At 56.6% G+C, this 16,667-nt stretch carries 14 protein-coding genes; 1 reads left to right on the top strand and 13 read right to left on the bottom strand.

All coding sequences use genetic code 11. The features are described 5' to 3' along the window. The first annotated feature begins 2 nt into the window (after positions 1–2). The gene (xylB, locus tag ACCW71_RS16565; protein ID WP_436373264.1) at positions 3–1,445 is read left to right on the top strand and encodes a xylulokinase; all 1,443 of its coding nucleotides are present in this window, start codon (positions 3–5) and stop codon (positions 1,443–1,445) included. Between the two features lie 30 nt (positions 1,446–1,475). Here the strand turns inward: xylB and ACCW71_RS16560 are convergent, their stop codons facing one another. The 13 genes from ACCW71_RS16560 to atpA all read right to left on the bottom strand — a co-directional run bounded on the left by ACCW71_RS16560 (position 1,476) and on the right by atpA (position 16,666). After that, positions 1,476–2,717 (bottom strand): MFS transporter, encoded by a 1,242-nt coding sequence (locus ACCW71_RS16560; RefSeq protein ID WP_436373262.1) that lies wholly within the window; start codon positions 2,715–2,717, stop codon positions 1,476–1,478. Between the two features lie 105 nt (positions 2,718–2,822). Further along, entirely contained in the window at positions 2,823–3,557 is a 735-nt protein-coding gene (phoU, locus tag ACCW71_RS16555) for a phosphate signaling complex protein PhoU (RefSeq protein ID WP_436373261.1), read from the bottom strand. 20 nt (positions 3,558–3,577) lie between these two features. Then, the gene (pstB, locus tag ACCW71_RS16550) at positions 3,578–4,351 is read right to left on the bottom strand and encodes a phosphate ABC transporter ATP-binding protein PstB (protein WP_436373397.1); all 774 of its coding nucleotides are present in this window, start codon (positions 4,349–4,351) and stop codon (positions 3,578–3,580) included. Positions 4,352–4,394: 43 nt separating this feature from the next. Further along, positions 4,395–5,285: a phosphate ABC transporter permease PstA gene (gene pstA / locus ACCW71_RS16545; RefSeq protein WP_436373259.1), complete on the bottom strand. Its 891-nt coding sequence runs from the start codon at positions 5,283–5,285 to the stop codon at positions 4,395–4,397. Next, on the bottom strand, positions 5,282–6,244 hold the full coding sequence (gene pstC / locus ACCW71_RS16540; protein ID WP_436373257.1) for a phosphate ABC transporter permease PstC: 963 nt from the start codon (positions 6,242–6,244) through the stop codon (positions 5,282–5,284). Before pstC ends, pstA begins: the two co-directional genes overlap by 4 nt. An 87-nt stretch (positions 6,245–6,331) precedes the next feature. Further along, complete coding sequence (pstS, locus tag ACCW71_RS16535; RefSeq protein ID WP_436373255.1) at positions 6,332–7,375, bottom strand: phosphate ABC transporter substrate-binding protein PstS; 1,044 nt, start codon at positions 7,373–7,375, stop codon at positions 6,332–6,334. Positions 7,376–7,593: 218 nt separating this feature from the next. Further along, entirely contained in the window at positions 7,594–8,751 is a 1,158-nt protein-coding gene (locus ACCW71_RS16530) for a hypothetical protein (RefSeq protein ID WP_436373253.1), read from the bottom strand. A gap of 69 nt (positions 8,752–8,820) precedes the next feature. Further along, positions 8,821–10,650: a glutamine--fructose-6-phosphate transaminase (isomerizing) gene (gene glmS / locus ACCW71_RS16525; protein WP_436373252.1), complete on the bottom strand. Its 1,830-nt coding sequence runs from the start codon at positions 10,648–10,650 to the stop codon at positions 8,821–8,823. A gap of 152 nt (positions 10,651–10,802) precedes the next feature. Continuing rightward, on the bottom strand, positions 10,803–12,173 hold the full coding sequence (gene glmU / locus ACCW71_RS16520) for a bifunctional UDP-N-acetylglucosamine diphosphorylase/glucosamine-1-phosphate N-acetyltransferase GlmU (protein ID WP_436373250.1): 1,371 nt from the start codon (positions 12,171–12,173) through the stop codon (positions 10,803–10,805). Between the two features lie 160 nt (positions 12,174–12,333). Continuing rightward, entirely contained in the window at positions 12,334–12,753 is a 420-nt protein-coding gene (locus ACCW71_RS16515; RefSeq protein WP_008926374.1) for a F0F1 ATP synthase subunit epsilon, read from the bottom strand. Positions 12,754–12,777: 24 nt separating this feature from the next. Continuing rightward, a complete protein-coding gene (atpD, locus tag ACCW71_RS16510; protein WP_436373248.1) occupies positions 12,778–14,175 on the bottom strand; it encodes a F0F1 ATP synthase subunit beta in 1,398 nt (465 codons plus the stop codon). Between the two features lie 30 nt (positions 14,176–14,205). After that, on the bottom strand, positions 14,206–15,072 hold the full coding sequence (atpG, locus tag ACCW71_RS16505) for a F0F1 ATP synthase subunit gamma (RefSeq protein WP_436373246.1): 867 nt from the start codon (positions 15,070–15,072) through the stop codon (positions 14,206–14,208). Between the two features lie 52 nt (positions 15,073–15,124). Further along, positions 15,125–16,666 carry a F0F1 ATP synthase subunit alpha gene (atpA, locus tag ACCW71_RS16500; protein WP_436373244.1) on the bottom strand — a complete coding sequence of 514 codons (1,542 nt, stop codon included), beginning with the start codon at positions 16,664–16,666 and terminating at the stop codon, positions 15,125–15,127. Position 16,667 lies beyond the last annotated feature (1 nt).

The raw sequence follows: 16,667 nt of genomic DNA, 5'->3' as shown, positions 1-16,667 counted from the left end.
GCATGTTTATCGGGATCGATTTGGGCACCTCTGGCGTCAAAGTGGTGCTGATGGATGCACAAGGCAACGTGGTGGCGACAGAGACTTCGCCGCTACAGGTTTCGCGTCCGCAGCCGTTGTGGAGCGAACAGGATCCCGAAAGCTGGTGGCAGGCGCTGGATCACGCGATGCAGGCGCTGAGCGCGCAGCAGGATCTGCGCGCTGTGGAGGCCATCGGGCTGAGCGGACAGATGCACGGTGCCACGCTGCTCGACAGCGCTAACCGTGTGCTGCGCCCGGCGATGCTCTGGAATGATGGCCGCAGCGAGGCGCAGTGCCGTGAGCTGGAGCAACGGGTGCCGGATTCGCGGGTGATCACCGGCAACCTGATGATGCCCGGCTTCACGGCACCCAAACTGTTATGGGTTCAGCAGCATGAACCCGCGATTTTCAGCCAGATAGCCCGGGTGCTGTTGCCCAAAGACTATCTGCGCTGGCGGATGAGTGGCGACTTCGCCACCGATATGTCCGATGCCGCAGGCACGATGTGGCTGGATGTGGCGCAGCGTGACTGGAGCGATGAGATGCTGCGCGCCTGCGATCTCAGCCGTGAACAGATGCCGCAGCTCTATGAGGGCAATGCCCTGACCGGCACCTTAGATGCCGGACTGGCCACGCGCTGGAAGATGAACGCCGTGCCGCTGGCGGCGGGCGGGGGCGACAATGCCGCCGGTGCCATTGGTGTCGGCATGACCGAACCGGGCCAGGGCATGCTGTCGCTGGGCACGTCAGGCGTCTACTTCGTGGTGAGCGACGGTTATCTCAGCAATCCGCAGCGCGCGGTACACAGCTTCTGCCATGCGTTACCCCAACGCTGGCACCTGATGTCGGTAATGCTCAGCGCCGCCTCCTGTCTCGACTGGGCGGCGACGCTGACCGGTTGCCGGGATGTGCCGGAACTGCTGGCCGAAGCGGAACGGGCGCGTGGCGATGTGCCATCGCTGTGGTTTCTGCCCTATCTCTCCGGTGAACGCACGCCGCACAACAACCCCAATGCCAGAGGCGCGTTTTTTGGCTTTACCCACCAGCATGGCCGTCCTGAACTGGCGCGGGCGGTGCTGGAAGGGGTGGGATTCGCGCTGGCTGAGGGGATGGATGCGCTGCATGACTGTGGCGTACAGCCGCAGAGCATTATGCTGATCGGCGGCGGTGCGCGCAGTGCCATGTGGCGTCAGATGCTGGCGGACATCAGCGGTCAGACGCTGGATTACTGTCATGGCGGGGAGGTTGGCCCGGCACTGGGTGCCGCCAGGCTGGCGCAGCAGGCGCTGGACGCGCAGGTTATCGTCCCCACGCCCGCGCTGGCAGAGCGCCACCAGCCGGACCCTGCGCGGCTGGCCGATTATCGGTCGCGCCGCGAGACATTTGCGCAGCTCTATCGACAGCTGCTGCCGCTGATGAACTAACTGATCTGGCAGGCGCTGCCTGCCAGTGGATCAGCCAATCGCGCCCAGCGTATCTTCCTGACCCTGTTTCTTTGGCAGCAGGAACAGCGTCGCCACAATATCCAGCAGGTAGATCAGCGCCAGCAGGGTGATCGCCGCCGCAAAGGAGAACTGACTCGCCAGCAGACCAATCACTACCGGGCCAAAGCCGCCCACGCCACGCCCCAGGTTGAACAGGACATTTTGCGCGGTGGCGCGCACCTGCGGCGGGAAGGTGTCGGAAATCAGCGCGCCGTAGCCACCAATCATGCCGTTAACAAACATCCCCATGATCGCGCCGGTAAACAGCATGATGGTCGGGTCGCGCAGCTGCGCATAGATCACCACCATCATCACCGCACCAAACTGATAGAGCAGGAAGATCTTCCAGCGGGCAAAGCGGTCCGCCAGCACGCCAAACAGCCAGATACCAAAGGTCATCCCGACCACCGTCACCGCCGTCCAGAGGCCCGATTTGGTCAGGCTGAAGCCAAAGCTGGAGGAGAGGTAGCTCGGCATCCAGATCATCAGGCCGTAGTAACCAAAGTTCTGCACCGAGCAGAGAATAAAAATGCCGAGGCTGGCTTTGGCGGTGGTGCGGTCACGCACCAGCAGCTTCAGGCGCGCCGGAAAAGAGAGGGAGGGCACATGCTTAATCTGCCGTTGAAACGCCTCCGGTTCGCCCATGCCGCGCCGGATGGCAAACGAGACCAGCGCAGGCAGCAGACCCACCAGAAACATGCCGCGCCAGCCGATGATATTCAGCAGCGGCGGCGTGATAAAGGCCGCCATCAGCACCCCCAGCTGCCAGCCGATGCCGACCCACGCCGACGCGCGATTACGCTTCTCTTCGGGCCAGGCTTCGGCAATCAGCGCCATGCCGATACCAAACTCTCCGCCCAGTCCCACACCCGCCAGCGTTCGCCAGGCGAGCAGATCCCAGTAGCCCTGCGCCACCGCACAGAGGCCGGTAAAGACCGAGAAGAGCAGGATGGTGACGGTCAGCATGCGGATGCGGCCGTAGCGATCGCTGAGATGACCAAACACAATACCGCCGATGACCGCGCCAATCAGCGTCCAGGTCACCAGCGATCCCGCCTGTGATGGATTGAGCGCCAGCGACACGCTGATCGCCGGCAGCATAAAGCCGAGGATCAGCAGGTCAAATCCATCCATGGCATAACCACTGACCGCAGCCAGCATCGCTTTAGCCGGCGTCACGTCCGGCTTTGATTGGGGAGAGGGGGACATCATTCAGCACCTTGTAGTGAAAAGTGCCGCAATTATAAAGAGAGTTCAGGATGTGACCAATTGAAAAGGCTTATTCCTGCGCCCAGGCGGGCGCAGGAGAGCCAGAGATCAGGAAGGGCGGTTGCTGCCGTCGTCGCCCGACAGCAGTTCGTCGAGCCGATCGCCGCCAACGTGACGGAAATCCTGACCTTTGACGAAATAGAAGATAATTTCGCAGATGTTCTGGCAGCGATCGCCAATACGCTCAATGGCGCGGGCGCAGAACAGCGCGGTCAGCACGCTGGGAATGGTACGCGGATCTTCCATCATGTAGGTCATCAGCTGACGCACAATGCCTTCGTACTCTTTATCGACCTTTTTATCTTCCCGGTAGATGGCGATCGCCTCGTTGAGATCCATACGGGCAAAGGCATCCAGCACGTCGTGCAGCATCTGCACGGTGTGACGACCCAGCGACTCCAGGCTGACCAGCAGCGGCAGATGCTGCTGGCCGAACTTCTCCAGCGCGGTGCGGCTGATCTTCTCCGCCACGTCACCAATCCGCTCCAGCTCAGAGATGGTTTTGATGATCGCCATCACCAGCCGCAGGTCGATAGCGGTCGGCTGACGTTTGGCGATGATGCGCACGCAGGCTTCATCAATCTCCACTTCCATCATATTGACCTTCTGGTCGCCGTCGATCACCCGCTGCGCCAGCTCGCCATCCAGATTGTGCATCGCGGTAATCGCGTCGGTCAGCTGCTGCTCGACCAGGCCGCCCATGATCATCACCTGGGTACGGATGTGCTCCAGCTCGGCATTGAACTGACCGGAGATATGTTTGTTCAGATTCAGATTATCCATGTCGATCTCCTGTCAGATCATCAGCCGTAGCGGCCGGTAATGTAGTCTTCAGTCTGCTTCTGCGCAGGCTTGGTGAACAGCGTGTCGGTATCGCTGAACTCAATCAGTTCGCCCAGATACATAAAAGCGGTATGGTCGGAACAGCGTGCGGCCTGCTGCATGTTGTGCGTCACAATCACCACGGTGTAATCCTGCTTCAGCTCGGTGATCAGCTCTTCAATACGGCCGGTCGAGATAGGATCGAGCGCCGAGCAGGGCTCATCCAGCAGCAACACTTCCGGGCGGATCGCGATGCCGCGCGCAATGCAGAGACGCTGCTGCTGGCCGCCGGAGAGACTGTAACCGCTCTGATGCAGCTTGTCTTTGGTTTCATTCCACAGCGCCGCTTTGGTCAGCGCCCACTGCACCCGCTCATCCATGTCGGCGCGCGACAGCTTTTCAAACAGGCGGACCCCAAAGGCGATGTTGTCGTAAATCGACATCGGGAACGGCGTCGGCTTCTGAAACACCATGCCGACGCGGGCGCGCAGCAGCGCAATATCCTGCTGCGCCGCGAGGATGTTGTCGCCATCCAGCAGAATATCCCCTTCCGCGCGCTGCTCCGGGTAGAGCGAATACATCTTATTGAAGGTCCGCAGCAGGGTCGATTTACCGCAGCCCGAAGGGCCGATAAACGCCGTTACCTGATTTTTAGCAATATCCAGATTGATGTTCTTCAGCGCATGAAACTTGCCGTAATAGAAGTTCAGATTACGGACCTGAATTTTACCGGCTGATGCCGTCGCGATACTCATCATTCATCTCTCTTATACAGCGCCGCCGCGGCCGCGCCGGAAGTTAACCGTGTTTACCTTTGGCGAAAATCACCCGCGCCACGATGTTCAGCAGCAGCACGCAGAGGGTAATAATCAGCACGCCCGCCCAGGCCAGGCTCTGCCATTCGGCGAACGGGCTCATGGCGAATTTAAAGATGGTGACCGGCAGGTTCGCCAGCGGCTGCATCATGTCGGTGCTCCAGAACTGGTTCGACAGCGCGGTAAACAGCAGCGGCGCGGTTTCACCGGCGATGCGGGCAATCGCCAGCAGTACGCCGGTGATAATGCCGGAGACCGAGGCTTTCAGGGTGATCGCCGAAATCATCTTCCACTTGGGCGTGCCGAGCGCATAAGCCGCTTCACGCATGCTGTCTGGCACCAGCCGCAGCATGTTTTCCGTGGTACGAATCACAATCGGCACCTGCAACAGCGCCAGCGCAATCACCCCGGCCCAGCCGGAGAAGTGCTGCATCTTTGACACCACAATGGTGTAGACAAACAGCCCCACCACAATCGAGGGTGCCGACAGCAGAATGTCGTTAATAAAGCGGATCACCTCCGACAGGAACGATTTCCGGCCATACTCCGCCAGGTAGATCCCCGCCATAATGCCCAGCGGCGTCCCGAAGAAGGTGGACCAGAAAATCAGTAATCCGCTGCCGGCCAGGGCGTTCGCCAGGCCACCACCCGCCGTATTCGGCGGCGGCGTCGATTCGGTAAACAGGGACCAGGAGAGTCCATCAATCCCCCGCGATACGGTGGTAAACAGGATCCAGACCAGCCAGAACAGGCCAAACGCCATGGTCAGCAGCGACAGCGTCAGCGCTATCCTGTTCTTGGTGCTGCGCCAGGACTGCATTTTACGGCGTGACGCATCAAGTTCGGCGCGCGCCTGTACTTCCATCGTTGTCATGACCGCGCTCCTTCACTTTTCGCCAGGCGCATAATCATCAGTTTTGAAATCGCCAGCACGATAAAGGTAATAACAAACAGAATCAGCCCCAGCTCCATCAGCGCGGCCACATGCACCCCGGACTCCGCTTCGGCGAACTCATTGGCCAGTGCTGAGGTGATGCTGTTGCCCGGCATAAACAGCGAAGGGCTGTCGAGCTGGTAGGTGTTGCCGATAATAAAGGTCACCGCCATGGTTTCACCCAGCGCGCGCCCTAAGCCGAGCATAATGCCGCCAATCACACCATTTTTGGTGAACGGCAGCACGATGCGCCAGATGACTTCCCAGGTGGTGCAGCCGATGCCGTAGGCGGACTCTTTCATCATCACCGGCGTCTGCTCAAACACATCGCGCATCACCGAGGCGATATAAGGGATGATCATAATGGCCAGGATCACCCCCGCCGCCAGAATACCGATACCAAACGCCGGGCCGGAGAAGAGTTCGCCGACAATCGGAATGCCCGACATCACGTCGTTGACCGGGGTCTGGAAATATTCGGCAAACAGCGGGGCGAAAACAAACAGGCCCCACATGCCGTAAACAATGCTGGGGATCGCGGCCAGCAGCTCAATGGCAGTGCCCAGCGGGCGACGCAGCCAGCCTGGCGCGAGTTCAGTCAGAAACAGGGCGATACCAAAGCTCACCGGCACCGCGATAATCAGCGCGATGATCGAGGTGACAAGGGTGCCGTAGATGGGAACCAGCGCACCAAATTGTTCGTTGGGGGCGTCCCAGGTTTTGGTCCACAAAAAGGAGAAACCAAACTTCTGGATGCTGGGCCACGAGGAGATGATCAGGGAGACGATAATGCCGCCCATCAGCAACAGGACGATCAGCGCGGCCAGCTTCACCAGCGCACCGAAAATTCTGTCACCTTGTTTGCCTGGGGCTTTGAACGCCGGCTTGGTTGCAGCCATAGAAGTCTCAGTCTTCAGGAGTTATCAGGGCGGCGCTACGCCGCCCGTGGGGTCTGACCGGCGCATTATCCGGTCAGGGTCGGTCAATTACTGATAAAGCGCCTTACCAGAACTGTCTTTGATGTTAGCTTTCCAGGCCGCGCGGATCTGAGCCGTCACGCTCTCTGGCAGCGCGGCATAGTCGAGCGCGGTCGCGGTTTTGCCGCCATTTTTGTAGGCCCAGTCAAAGAACTTCAGCACTTCACTGCCTTTGGCCGCATTCGCCTGATCTTTGTAGATCAGAATGAAGGTGGTTGAGGAGATTGGCCACGCATCCGCGCCCTTCTGGAAGGTCAGATCCTGAGCGAACGATTTGCTCCAGTCTGCGCCTTTGGCGGCGTTGCTGAAGCTGGTTTCGCTCGGGGCGACCGGCTTGCCATCGGCATCCATCAGTCTGGTATAGGTCAGGTTGTTCTGTTTGGCGTAGGCGTATTCCACATAGCCGATTGAACCTGGCAGACGCTGAACAAAGGCGGCGACGCCGTCGTTGCCTTTACCGCCCAGACCCACCGGCCAGTTAACGGTGTTGCCTTTACCAATTTTGCTGTTCCACTCTTCGTTCACTTTCGCCAGATAGCTGGTGAAAACGAAGGAGGTGCCTGAACCGTCAGCGCGGCGTACCACGTTGATGTTGGTCTCTGGCAGTTTTACGCCCGGATTGAGTTTAGCGATCGCCGGGTCGTTCCACTTTTTGATGGTGCCGAGGTAGATGTCGCCCACGGTTTTGCCATCCAGCGTCAGCTGGCCCGATTTGATGCCCGGCAGGTTAACCGCCAGCACCACCCCGCCGATCACCGTCGGGAACTGGAACAGGCCATTTTTTTGCAGATCTTCATCTTTCATTGGCGCATCGGACGCACCGAAATCGACGGTTTTGGCGATGATCTGTTTCACGCCGCCCGATGAACCGATGCCCTGGTAGTTGATTTTGCTACCGGTGGCTTGCTGATACTCTGCTGCCCACTTGGCATAAACCGGCGCCGGGAACGTCCCGCCTGCGCCCGTCAGATCGGTGGCCGCATAAGCAGATACCGCGCTGACGGCAAAGGTGGCGGCGAGAATTCGGGCTACGGTGCTACGCATCAGTGTCATATTCCCTCCAGGGGAGAAAAGTCAGGCTCGGGGCCGTTTTAGTAAGAGTCAGTGATTGCTGCTGGAGGGAAAATAGGACAGTTTGATGACAGTGAAATGTACGAAATATGACAGTTATGTGACAGGGAGTGCAGCAGAATTGCGCTGACATTTTTCTGGTAAAGCCTTTTTGCACCAGTTTAATCGGCCAGGCAACGACCTGACCGTCAACAGGCTGATTAATGGTGTGGCGACACCTCAGGGCATTGATAAACCGGGAGCTTAGGAGGCTTTTTCGCTGGCGGCGTTACCTTAGGCTGTTCAGGGATCAGACCGGAAATCGCCTGAACAGGAACATTATAATTATTGATGACTATTGTAGGTTGCCTTTCGCCAGCAGGCGCATCAACAACCTTTTTTGGCGTATCGGATGGCGGCTCAACTAAGGGAGGTTCAGTCTGTTTATTCTCTTTGTCGGCTTTCAGGCATGATTCCGTTCTCATACCGCGAGCCAAATGGCGTGACTGACCGCGCATGTTATAGCCATCTTTGGGTAATTCAGCATAAACATACTCTCCATTATTGTTACAAAACCGGATGAAATGTTTATCGCCTGTGCCCCACAAAATATCGACCTGCTTAAGCGTTGCAGTAAATTCTCTCTCTTTACTATCTTTATTTAATGTTGTTAAGCCAGATAACTCTCTATCACAGCTTCTACAGGATAATTCGATTATTTCCTCGCTGTCTTTCTTCAGCAGAATTTCAATATTGGTTTTCCTGAAGCCCGCCATTTCCATGCTGTTTTTGACAAAATTATTCAAGCCAAACCAGCCCAAACAAGTATAAGCAATGAAATAAAACAAAAAGAATAGTAACAACGCTGCGAGGAAGTTAAAAGCTTTATAAATTGTGTAGGTATGAACACTGGTTGAAGGTGCTGATGGTAGTAACGCATTTTTTCCCAGCCGTGAAACAGGGAAATAGACAAATATCAGCCAAAACGATGCAGAAACCAGTGTAAGTAAAACACCCTGCCCCAGGAAAGACAATGAAGAATTATTTATTACGTGATCTTTATTTAAAAAATAGTTCACATATAAAACAACCAAAAAAGCCACGATAAAAAAAACGAAAAAAACAGAATTTTTCGTTGCTGCTTTTTTCTTTATCTGGCGCAAATCAGATATTAAAAAAGCATAATTGATTAAAATCACCCCAATCGAGACTGGAATAAAAAGGCGAAGGACAATAGCCAGAATAGCAAGAGAATTACCAAATGAAAGCCCATCCGGGGCATAATTAATAATATGGTAACAGTAATAATAGATAAAAGCGAAACCCACCACCGCCGATGATGAAAAAAATCCAGCTAAGAATTTTTTTAAACTATACACAATTTTCCCCAAGAGCGTGATTAGCCCGTAAAGATAAAAAGGCCCACCTGATTAGATGGGCCTTAAACATTATTCTACCGTAACCGATTTCGCCAGGTTACGCGGCTGGTCGACGTCGGTGCCTTTGATCAGCGCGACGTGATAAGAGAGTAACTGCAACGGCACGGTGTAGAAGATTGGCGCGATTACCTCTTCAACGTGCGGCAGCGGGATAATCTTCATCCCGTCACTGTCGCTGAAGCCCGCGTCCTGATCGGCAAACACATAGAGCAGGCCGCCGCGGGCGCGCACCTCTTCGATGTTGGATTTGAGCTTCTCCAGCAGTTCGTTGTTGGGTGCCACCACGATCACCGGCATATCCGCATCAATCAGCGCCAGCGGGCCATGTTTCAGCTCACCTGCGGCGTAGGCCTCCGCATGAATGTAGGAGATCTCCTTCAGCTTCAGCGCCCCTTCCATCGCAATCGGGTATTGATCGCCACGTCCCAGGAACAGCGCGTGATGCTTGTCAGAGAAGCCTTCCGCCAGGTTTTCAATCAGCTTATCCTGCGCCAGCATCTGCTCAATCCGGCTCGGCAGCGCCTGTAACGCATGGACAATCTCATGCTCGGTGTCGGCAGACATGCCTTTCAGCCGCCCCAGCTTCGCCACCAGCATCAGCAGCACCGCCAGCTGGGTGGTAAAGGCTTTGGTGGAGGCGACGCCGATTTCGGTGCCCGCTTTGGTCATCAGCGCCAGATCGGATTCGCGCACCAGTGACGAACCGGCCACGTTGCACACCGCCAGCGAGCCGAGGTAGCCCAGCTCTTTAGAGAGGCGCAGCGCCGCCAGGGTATCCGCCGTCTCACCCGACTGTGACAGGGTGATCAGCAGGCTGTTCCTGCGTACCGCGGATTTGCGGTAGCGGAACTCCGAGGCGATCTCAACATCACAGGGAATATTGGCCAGCGACTCAAACCAGTAGCGTGACACCATGCCGGAGTTGTAGGAGGTGCCGCAGGCGATAATCTGAATATGCTCCACCTGGCTCAGCAGCGCTTCTGCGCCCGCGCCCAGCTCGCTGAGATCGACCTGGCCGTGGCTGAAACGCCCGCTCAGGGTGCTTTTCAGCGCCATCGGCTGTTCGTAGATCTCTTTCTGCATGTAGTGACGGTAAATCCCTTTGTCACCGGCATCATATTGCAGGTTCGACTCGATCTCCGGGCGGGCGACGGTGTTGCCTTCGCGGTCAACGACCGTGACATCGCGACGGCTGATCTCGGCAATATCGCCCTCTTCCAGATAGATGAAGCGGCGGGTCACCGGCAGCAGCGCCAGCTGATCGGAGGCGATAAAGTTTTCGCCCATACCGCGGCCAATCACCAGCGGGCTGCCGGAACGGGCGGCCACCAGCAGCGACGGATCGCGGCTGTCCATGATCACCATGCCATAGGCACCGCGCAGCTGCGGAATAACGCGCAGCACCACTTCACGCAGCGAGCCGCCCTGCTTCTGCTCCCAGTGAACCAGATGCGCCACCACTTCGGTGTCGGTTTCTGAGACAAACACGTAACCGCGCGCAATCAGCTCAGCGCGCAGCGGCTCATGGTTCTCAATGATGCCGTTGTGCACGATGATAATGTGCTCAGAGACGTGCGGATGCGCATTGGCTTCCGATGGTTCTCCGTGCGTTGCCCAGCGCGTGTGCGCGATACCGGTGCCACCAATCAGCGGCTGCTGTTCAGCGGCTTCCGCCAGTTTCTGCACTTTGCCTAAACGGCGCAGGCGCGTGACGTGCCCCTGCCGATCGACCACGGCCAGACCAGCCGAATCATAACCGCGATATTCAAGACGACGCAGACCTTCCAGCAGGATCTCTGCAATATCGCGTTGTGCTACTGCACCAACAATTCCACACATAATGATGTTTTCCTGACTACATGGCTTTTCGCCACTTTCGTTGTCATGCGACCTGATTCCGGCTTTGCCGGTTCCCCGAGCCTTGTAGAGAGTGGGGATTATAGTTTTGGCACTGCACTGCATCGGCCCGCATAAAGCGGGCCGTTAAAAATTTATTTTTTCTTCACCGGACGCTGCCAGCTGGCTTTGTGGTTCTGCTCTTTGCGGTTGTAGACCAGACCCGCCTCAGTCACATCCTTCATGACGGTGGAGCCGGCCGCAATGGTAGCGCCTGCCGCGACGCTGACCGGTGCCACCAGTTGGGTATCCGAGCCGACAAAGACGTTATCGCCAATCACGGTTTTAAATTTGTTCGCGCCATCGTAGTTGCAGGTGATGGTGCCTGCGCCGATGTTCACGTTGTTGCCAATCTCGGCATCACCCAGATAGGAGAGGTGACCCGCTTTCGAGCCTTCACCGAGCCGCGCTTTTTTCATCTCGACGAAGTTACCGACGTGGGCGGCGTGCGCCAGTTCGCTGCCGGGACGCAGGCGGGCAAAAGGTCCGACGGTGCAGGCGGTGGCGAGATTTGCATCCTCGATCACCGAATAAGGACTGATTTCACAATCGTCGCCGATCACGCTGTTGCGGATGATGCAGCCCGCACCGATTCTGACGCGCGCGCCCAGCGTCACCTGACCTTCAATGATAACGTTGGTGTCGATTTCAACATCCCGGCCATGCGTCAGGGTGCCGCGCAGGTCAAAACGCGCCGGATCGCGCAGCATCACGCCCGCCAGCAGCAGACGCTCCGCCTGCTCAGCCTGATAAACCCGCTCCAGCTTCGCCAGTTGCAGGCGATTATTCACGCCGTCGGTTTCGCTGATGCGGGCCGGATGCACCGCCTCAATCCGGCGGCCCTCCTGGTGGGCCAGCGCGATAATATCGGTGATGTAATATTCGCCCTGCGCGTTGTTGTTGGTGAGCTGCGCCAGCCAGCGTTTTAAATCGCCGCCGCTGGCGATCAGAATGCCGGTGTTGATCTCATTGATGCTGAGCTGCGCCGGGCTGGCATCTTTCTGTTCGATAATCCCGACAATGGTGCCGTTCTCACGCACAATGCGGCCATAGCCGGTCGGGTCGTCCAGTACCACGGTGAGTAAACCAATACCGCCCTGCGGTTTCGCCTCACGCAGCCGCTCCAGTGTCGCCTGAGAGATCAGCGGCACATCGCCGTAGAGCATCATAATATCTTCATCATCGGCGAAGGCGGGCGCGGCCTGCTGCATGGCGTGGCCGGTGCCGAGCTGCTCGGCCTGCAATACCCAGTTGAGCGTGCTGTCGGTCAGGGTCGCTTTCAGGCGATCGCCGCCGTGACCATAAACCAGATGTATCTGCTGCGCCCCCAGCCCTTTGGCCGCGTCAATGACGTGCTGAACCATCGGCTTACCTGCCAGCGTATGCAGAACTTTAGGCAGATCGGAATACATACGGGTGCCCTTGCCAGCGGCCAGGATCACCACACTCATCGCACTGTTAGACATAACCATCCTGAGTGAATTTTTACGGGTGAAAGTAAAACGGTTTGAGGTTGAGATTACTACATTTTTCTCAGGCCGAAATTAGGCGGACGGGCAGATCGCGACTGACAGGCAAAAAAAATGCCAGCCCGAAGGCTGGCATTTCATGACGCATAAAGCTGGATTACATCGCTTTTTTGGTCAGTTCGATCACGCGCAGTTTGGCAATGGCTTTCGCCAGCTCGGCAGAGGCCTGAGCATAGTCCACGTCGCCGTGGCTGCTGTTCATGTGCTCTTCTGCTTTGCGTTTTGCTTCCAGGGCTCGCGCTTCGTCCAGATCGGTACCGCGGATAGCGGTATCGGCCAGAACGGTGCTGCTGCCCGGCTGCACTTCCAGCACGCCGCCAGAGAGGTAGATATACTCCTCTTCGCCGTGCTGTTTCACGATACGGATCATTCCAGGCTTAATGGCAGTCAGCAGCGGCGCATGGCCAGGGAAAATCCCCAGTTCACCTTCGCTACCTGACACCTGAATTTTCTGTACCAGACCAGAGAACAACTGCTCCTCTGCGCTGACCACATCCAGGTGATAAGTCATAGCCATAATCTTCCTCCCGGGAAACCGTTATTACAGTTTCTTCGCTTTTTCCACGGCTTCTTCGATGGCACCAACCATGTAGAAGGCCTGCTCTGGCAGGTGGTCAAACTCACCTTCCATGATGCCTTTAAAGCCACGGATAGTGTCTTTCAGCGAAACGTATTTGCCCGGTGAACCGGTGAATACTTCCGCAACGAAGAACGGCTGAGACAGGAAGCGCTGAATCTTACGCGCACGAGCCACCAGCAGTTTGTCGTCTTCAGACAGCTCATCCATACCGAGGATGGCGATGATGTCTTTCAGCTCCTGATAACGCTGCAACAGTGACTGCACGCCACGGGCAACATCATAGTGCTCCTGACCCACTACCAGCGGATCCAGCTGACGGCTGGTGGAATCCAGCGGGTCAACGGCCGGGTAGATACCCAGAGAGGCGATCTGACGGCTCAGCGTAACGGTTGAGTCTAAGTGCGCGAAGGTGGTTGCTGGTGACGGGTCAGTCAGGTCATCCGCAGGGACGTAAACGGCCTGTACGGAGGTGATTGAACCGGTTTTGGTGGAGGTAATACGCTCCTGCAACACACCCATCTCTTCTGCCAGCGTCGGCTGATAACCTACCGCAGAAGGCATACGACCCAGCAGTGCCGAAACTTCTGTACCGGCCAGGGTATAACGGTAGATGTTATCGATGAACAGCAGAACGTCGCGGCCTTCATCACGGAATTTTTCCGCCATGGTCAGACCGGTCAGTGCAACGCGCAGACGGTTACCCGGCGGCTCGTTCATCTGGCCATAGACCAGCGCAACTTTATCGATAACGTTAGAGTCGGTCATTTCGTGGTAGAAGTCGTTACCTTCACGGGTACGCTCACCCACACCGGCAAATACCGAGTAACCTGAGTGCTCAGCCGCGATGTTACGGATCAGCTCCATCATGTTAACGGTTTTACCGACACCCGCACCGCCGAACAGACCGACTTTACCGCCCTTGGCGAACGGACACATCAGGTCGATAACCTTGATGCCGGTTTCCAGCAGTTCCTGCGAGTTAGACTGATCTTCATAAGAAGGCGCCGCGCGGTGAATAGAGGCGATCTCTACTGCACTGCCGTCTTCTTCTTTCAGCTCGCCTTTCATGTCGATCGGCTCGCCGAGTACGTTCATGATGCGGCCCAGGGTCGCTTTACCGACCGGTACCTGAATCGGCTTTTGCAGGTCTTTAACGTCCAGACCACGCTTCAGGCCGTCAGACGTACCCATAGCGATGGTACGAACCACGCCGCCACCCAGCTGCTGCTGAACTTCCAGCACCAGACGCGCGTCACCATTCATCACCTCAAGGGCACTGTACACTGGCGGTACTGCGTCCTGAGGGAATTCGACGTCAACAACGGCGCCGATAATCTGGACAATCTTTCCAGTTGCCATCTTGAATCCTCTACCTAATTCCAAACCTGGTTAAACCGCGGAGGCTCCACCGACAATCTCGGTAAGTTCCTGGGTGATGCTGGCCTGACGAGCTTTGTTGTACACCAACTGCAACTCTTTGATCAGATTTCCGCCGTTGTCGGTTGCGGCTTTCATCGCCACCATACGTGCGGCCTGCTCACTGGCCAGATTTTCCACCACACCCTGATAAACCTGCGATTCGACATAACGGCGCAGCAGGGTATCCAGCAGCGCTTTCGGATCGGGCTCATACAGGTAATCCCAGGTCTTCGCCTTCATCTCTTCTTCACCTTCCGCTGACGGTAACGGCAGCAGTTGGGTGATGGTCGGAGTCTGAGACATGGTGTTATTGAATTTGTTACTGACGATCATCAACCTGTCGATGCGGCCTTCATCATAAGCCTGCAACATCACTTTTACCGGGCCAATCAGGTCAGACAGGGCAGGTTTATCGCCCATGCCGCTGACTTGCGCCACGATGTTGCCACCCACAGCGTTGAAGAATGAGGCCCCTTTTGAACCGATAATCGACAGATCGCTCTGCACGCCTTTATCGGACCAGGACTTCATATCCGCCAGTAATTTTTTGAACAGGTTAATGTTCAAACCACCACAAAGCCCGCGGTCTGTAGAAACGACCAGGTAGCCGACGCGCTTCACGTCGCGCTCTTCCAGGTAAGGGTGCTTGTATTCCAGATTACCCAACGCAAGGTGACCAATCACTTTGCGCATGGTTTCTGCATACGGACGGCTGGCCGCCATGCGTTCCTGCGTTTTACGCATCTTGGAGGCGGCGACCATTTCCATCGCTTTGGTGATCTTCTGCGTATTTTTTACGCTTCCAATCTTGCTTCGTATCTCTTTTGCGCCGGCCATTAGCTTCTCCTCAAAGCCTTGCGGCCTGCCTTTTCAGACAAGCCGCCAGACATTACCAGGACTGGGTTGCTTTAAACGTCTCGAGCAGGCCTTTCAGCTTGGCTTCGATGTCGTTATTAAAGTTACCCGACTGGTTGATTTCAGCCATCAGCTCAGCGTGGTCGCGATCGGCGAAGGCCAGCAGCGCAGCTTCAAAGCTGCCAATTTTTGCCAGTTCAACGTCGTTCAGATAGCCACGCTCTGCGGCGAACAGCACCAGACCCTGCTGCGCGACAGACATCGGCGCATACTGTTTCTGCTTGAGCAGCTCGGTCACTTTCTGACCGTGGCTCAGCTGTTTGCGGGTTGCATCATCCAGATCGGAGGCGAACTGCGAGAACGCCGCCAGTTCACGATACTGTGCCAGCGCGGTACGGATACCACCGGACAGTTTCTTGATGATCTTGGTCTGGGCTGCACCACCGACACGCGATACCGAAATACCTGGGTTAACCGCCGGACGAATACCGGAGTTAAACAGGTTCGATTCCAGGAAGATCTGACCATCGGTAATCGAGATTACGTTGGTCGGAACGAACGCAGAAACGTCGCCCGCCTGGGTTTCGATGATTGGCAGCGCGGTCAGTGAACCGGTTTTACCTGTCACTGCGCCATTAGTGAAACGCTCAACGTAGTCAGCGGTGACACGTGATGCACGTTCCAGCAGACGGGAGTGGAGATAGAACACGTCACCAGGGAAAGCTTCACGACCTGGTGGACGACGCAGCAGCAGAGAAATCTGACGGTAAGCGACAGCCTGTTTAGAGAGGTCATCGTAAACGATCAGTGCATCTTCGCCGCGGTCGCGGAAGTATTCGCCCATCGCACAACCGGCGTAAGGAGAGAGATATTGCAGCGCAGCGGATTCAGACGCAGAGGCCACCACAACGATGGTGTTCTGCAACGCGCCATGCTCTTCCAGCTTACGTACCACGTTAGAGATGGTAGAGGCTTTCTGACCAATCGCCACGTAGACACACTTGATGCCGGAGTCGCGCTGGTTGATGATCGCATCGATCGCCATCGCGGTTTTACCGGTCTGACGGTCACCGATGATCAGCTCACGCTGGCCACGGCCGATTGGAATCATCGCATCGACGGACTTATAACCGGTCTGAACCGGCTCGTCGACGGACTGACGGTCGATAACGCCTGGTGCAATCACTTCAACCGGTGAGAAACCGTCGTTGTCGATTGCGCCTTTACCGTCGATAGGTGCACCCAGGGTGTTCACCACGCGGCCCAGCAGGCCACGGCCTACCGGTACTTCCAGAATACGGCCAGTACACTTAACCTTCATGCCTTCGGCGAGGTCAGCGTAAGGACCCATCACCACTGCACCTACCGAGTCACGCTCGAGGTTCAGGGCGATAGCGTAACGGTTGCCCGGCAGGGCAATCATCTCACCCTGCATCACATCGGCCAGGCCGTGTACGCGGATGATACCGTCACTTACAGAAACAATCGTACCTTCGTTGTGAGCTTCACTCACGACATTGAACTGAGCAATGCGCTGCTTGATCAGTTCGCTGATTTCGGTGGAATTCAGTTGCATA

The sequence above is a fragment of the Pantoea sp. C2G6 genome (assembly GCF_051336815.1).
In the GTDB taxonomy this organism is placed as follows: Bacteria; Pseudomonadota; Gammaproteobacteria; order Enterobacterales; family Enterobacteriaceae; genus Pantoea.
The sequence above is the reverse complement of the archived record's forward strand: the minus strand, read 5'-3'. Positions and strand labels throughout refer to the sequence as shown.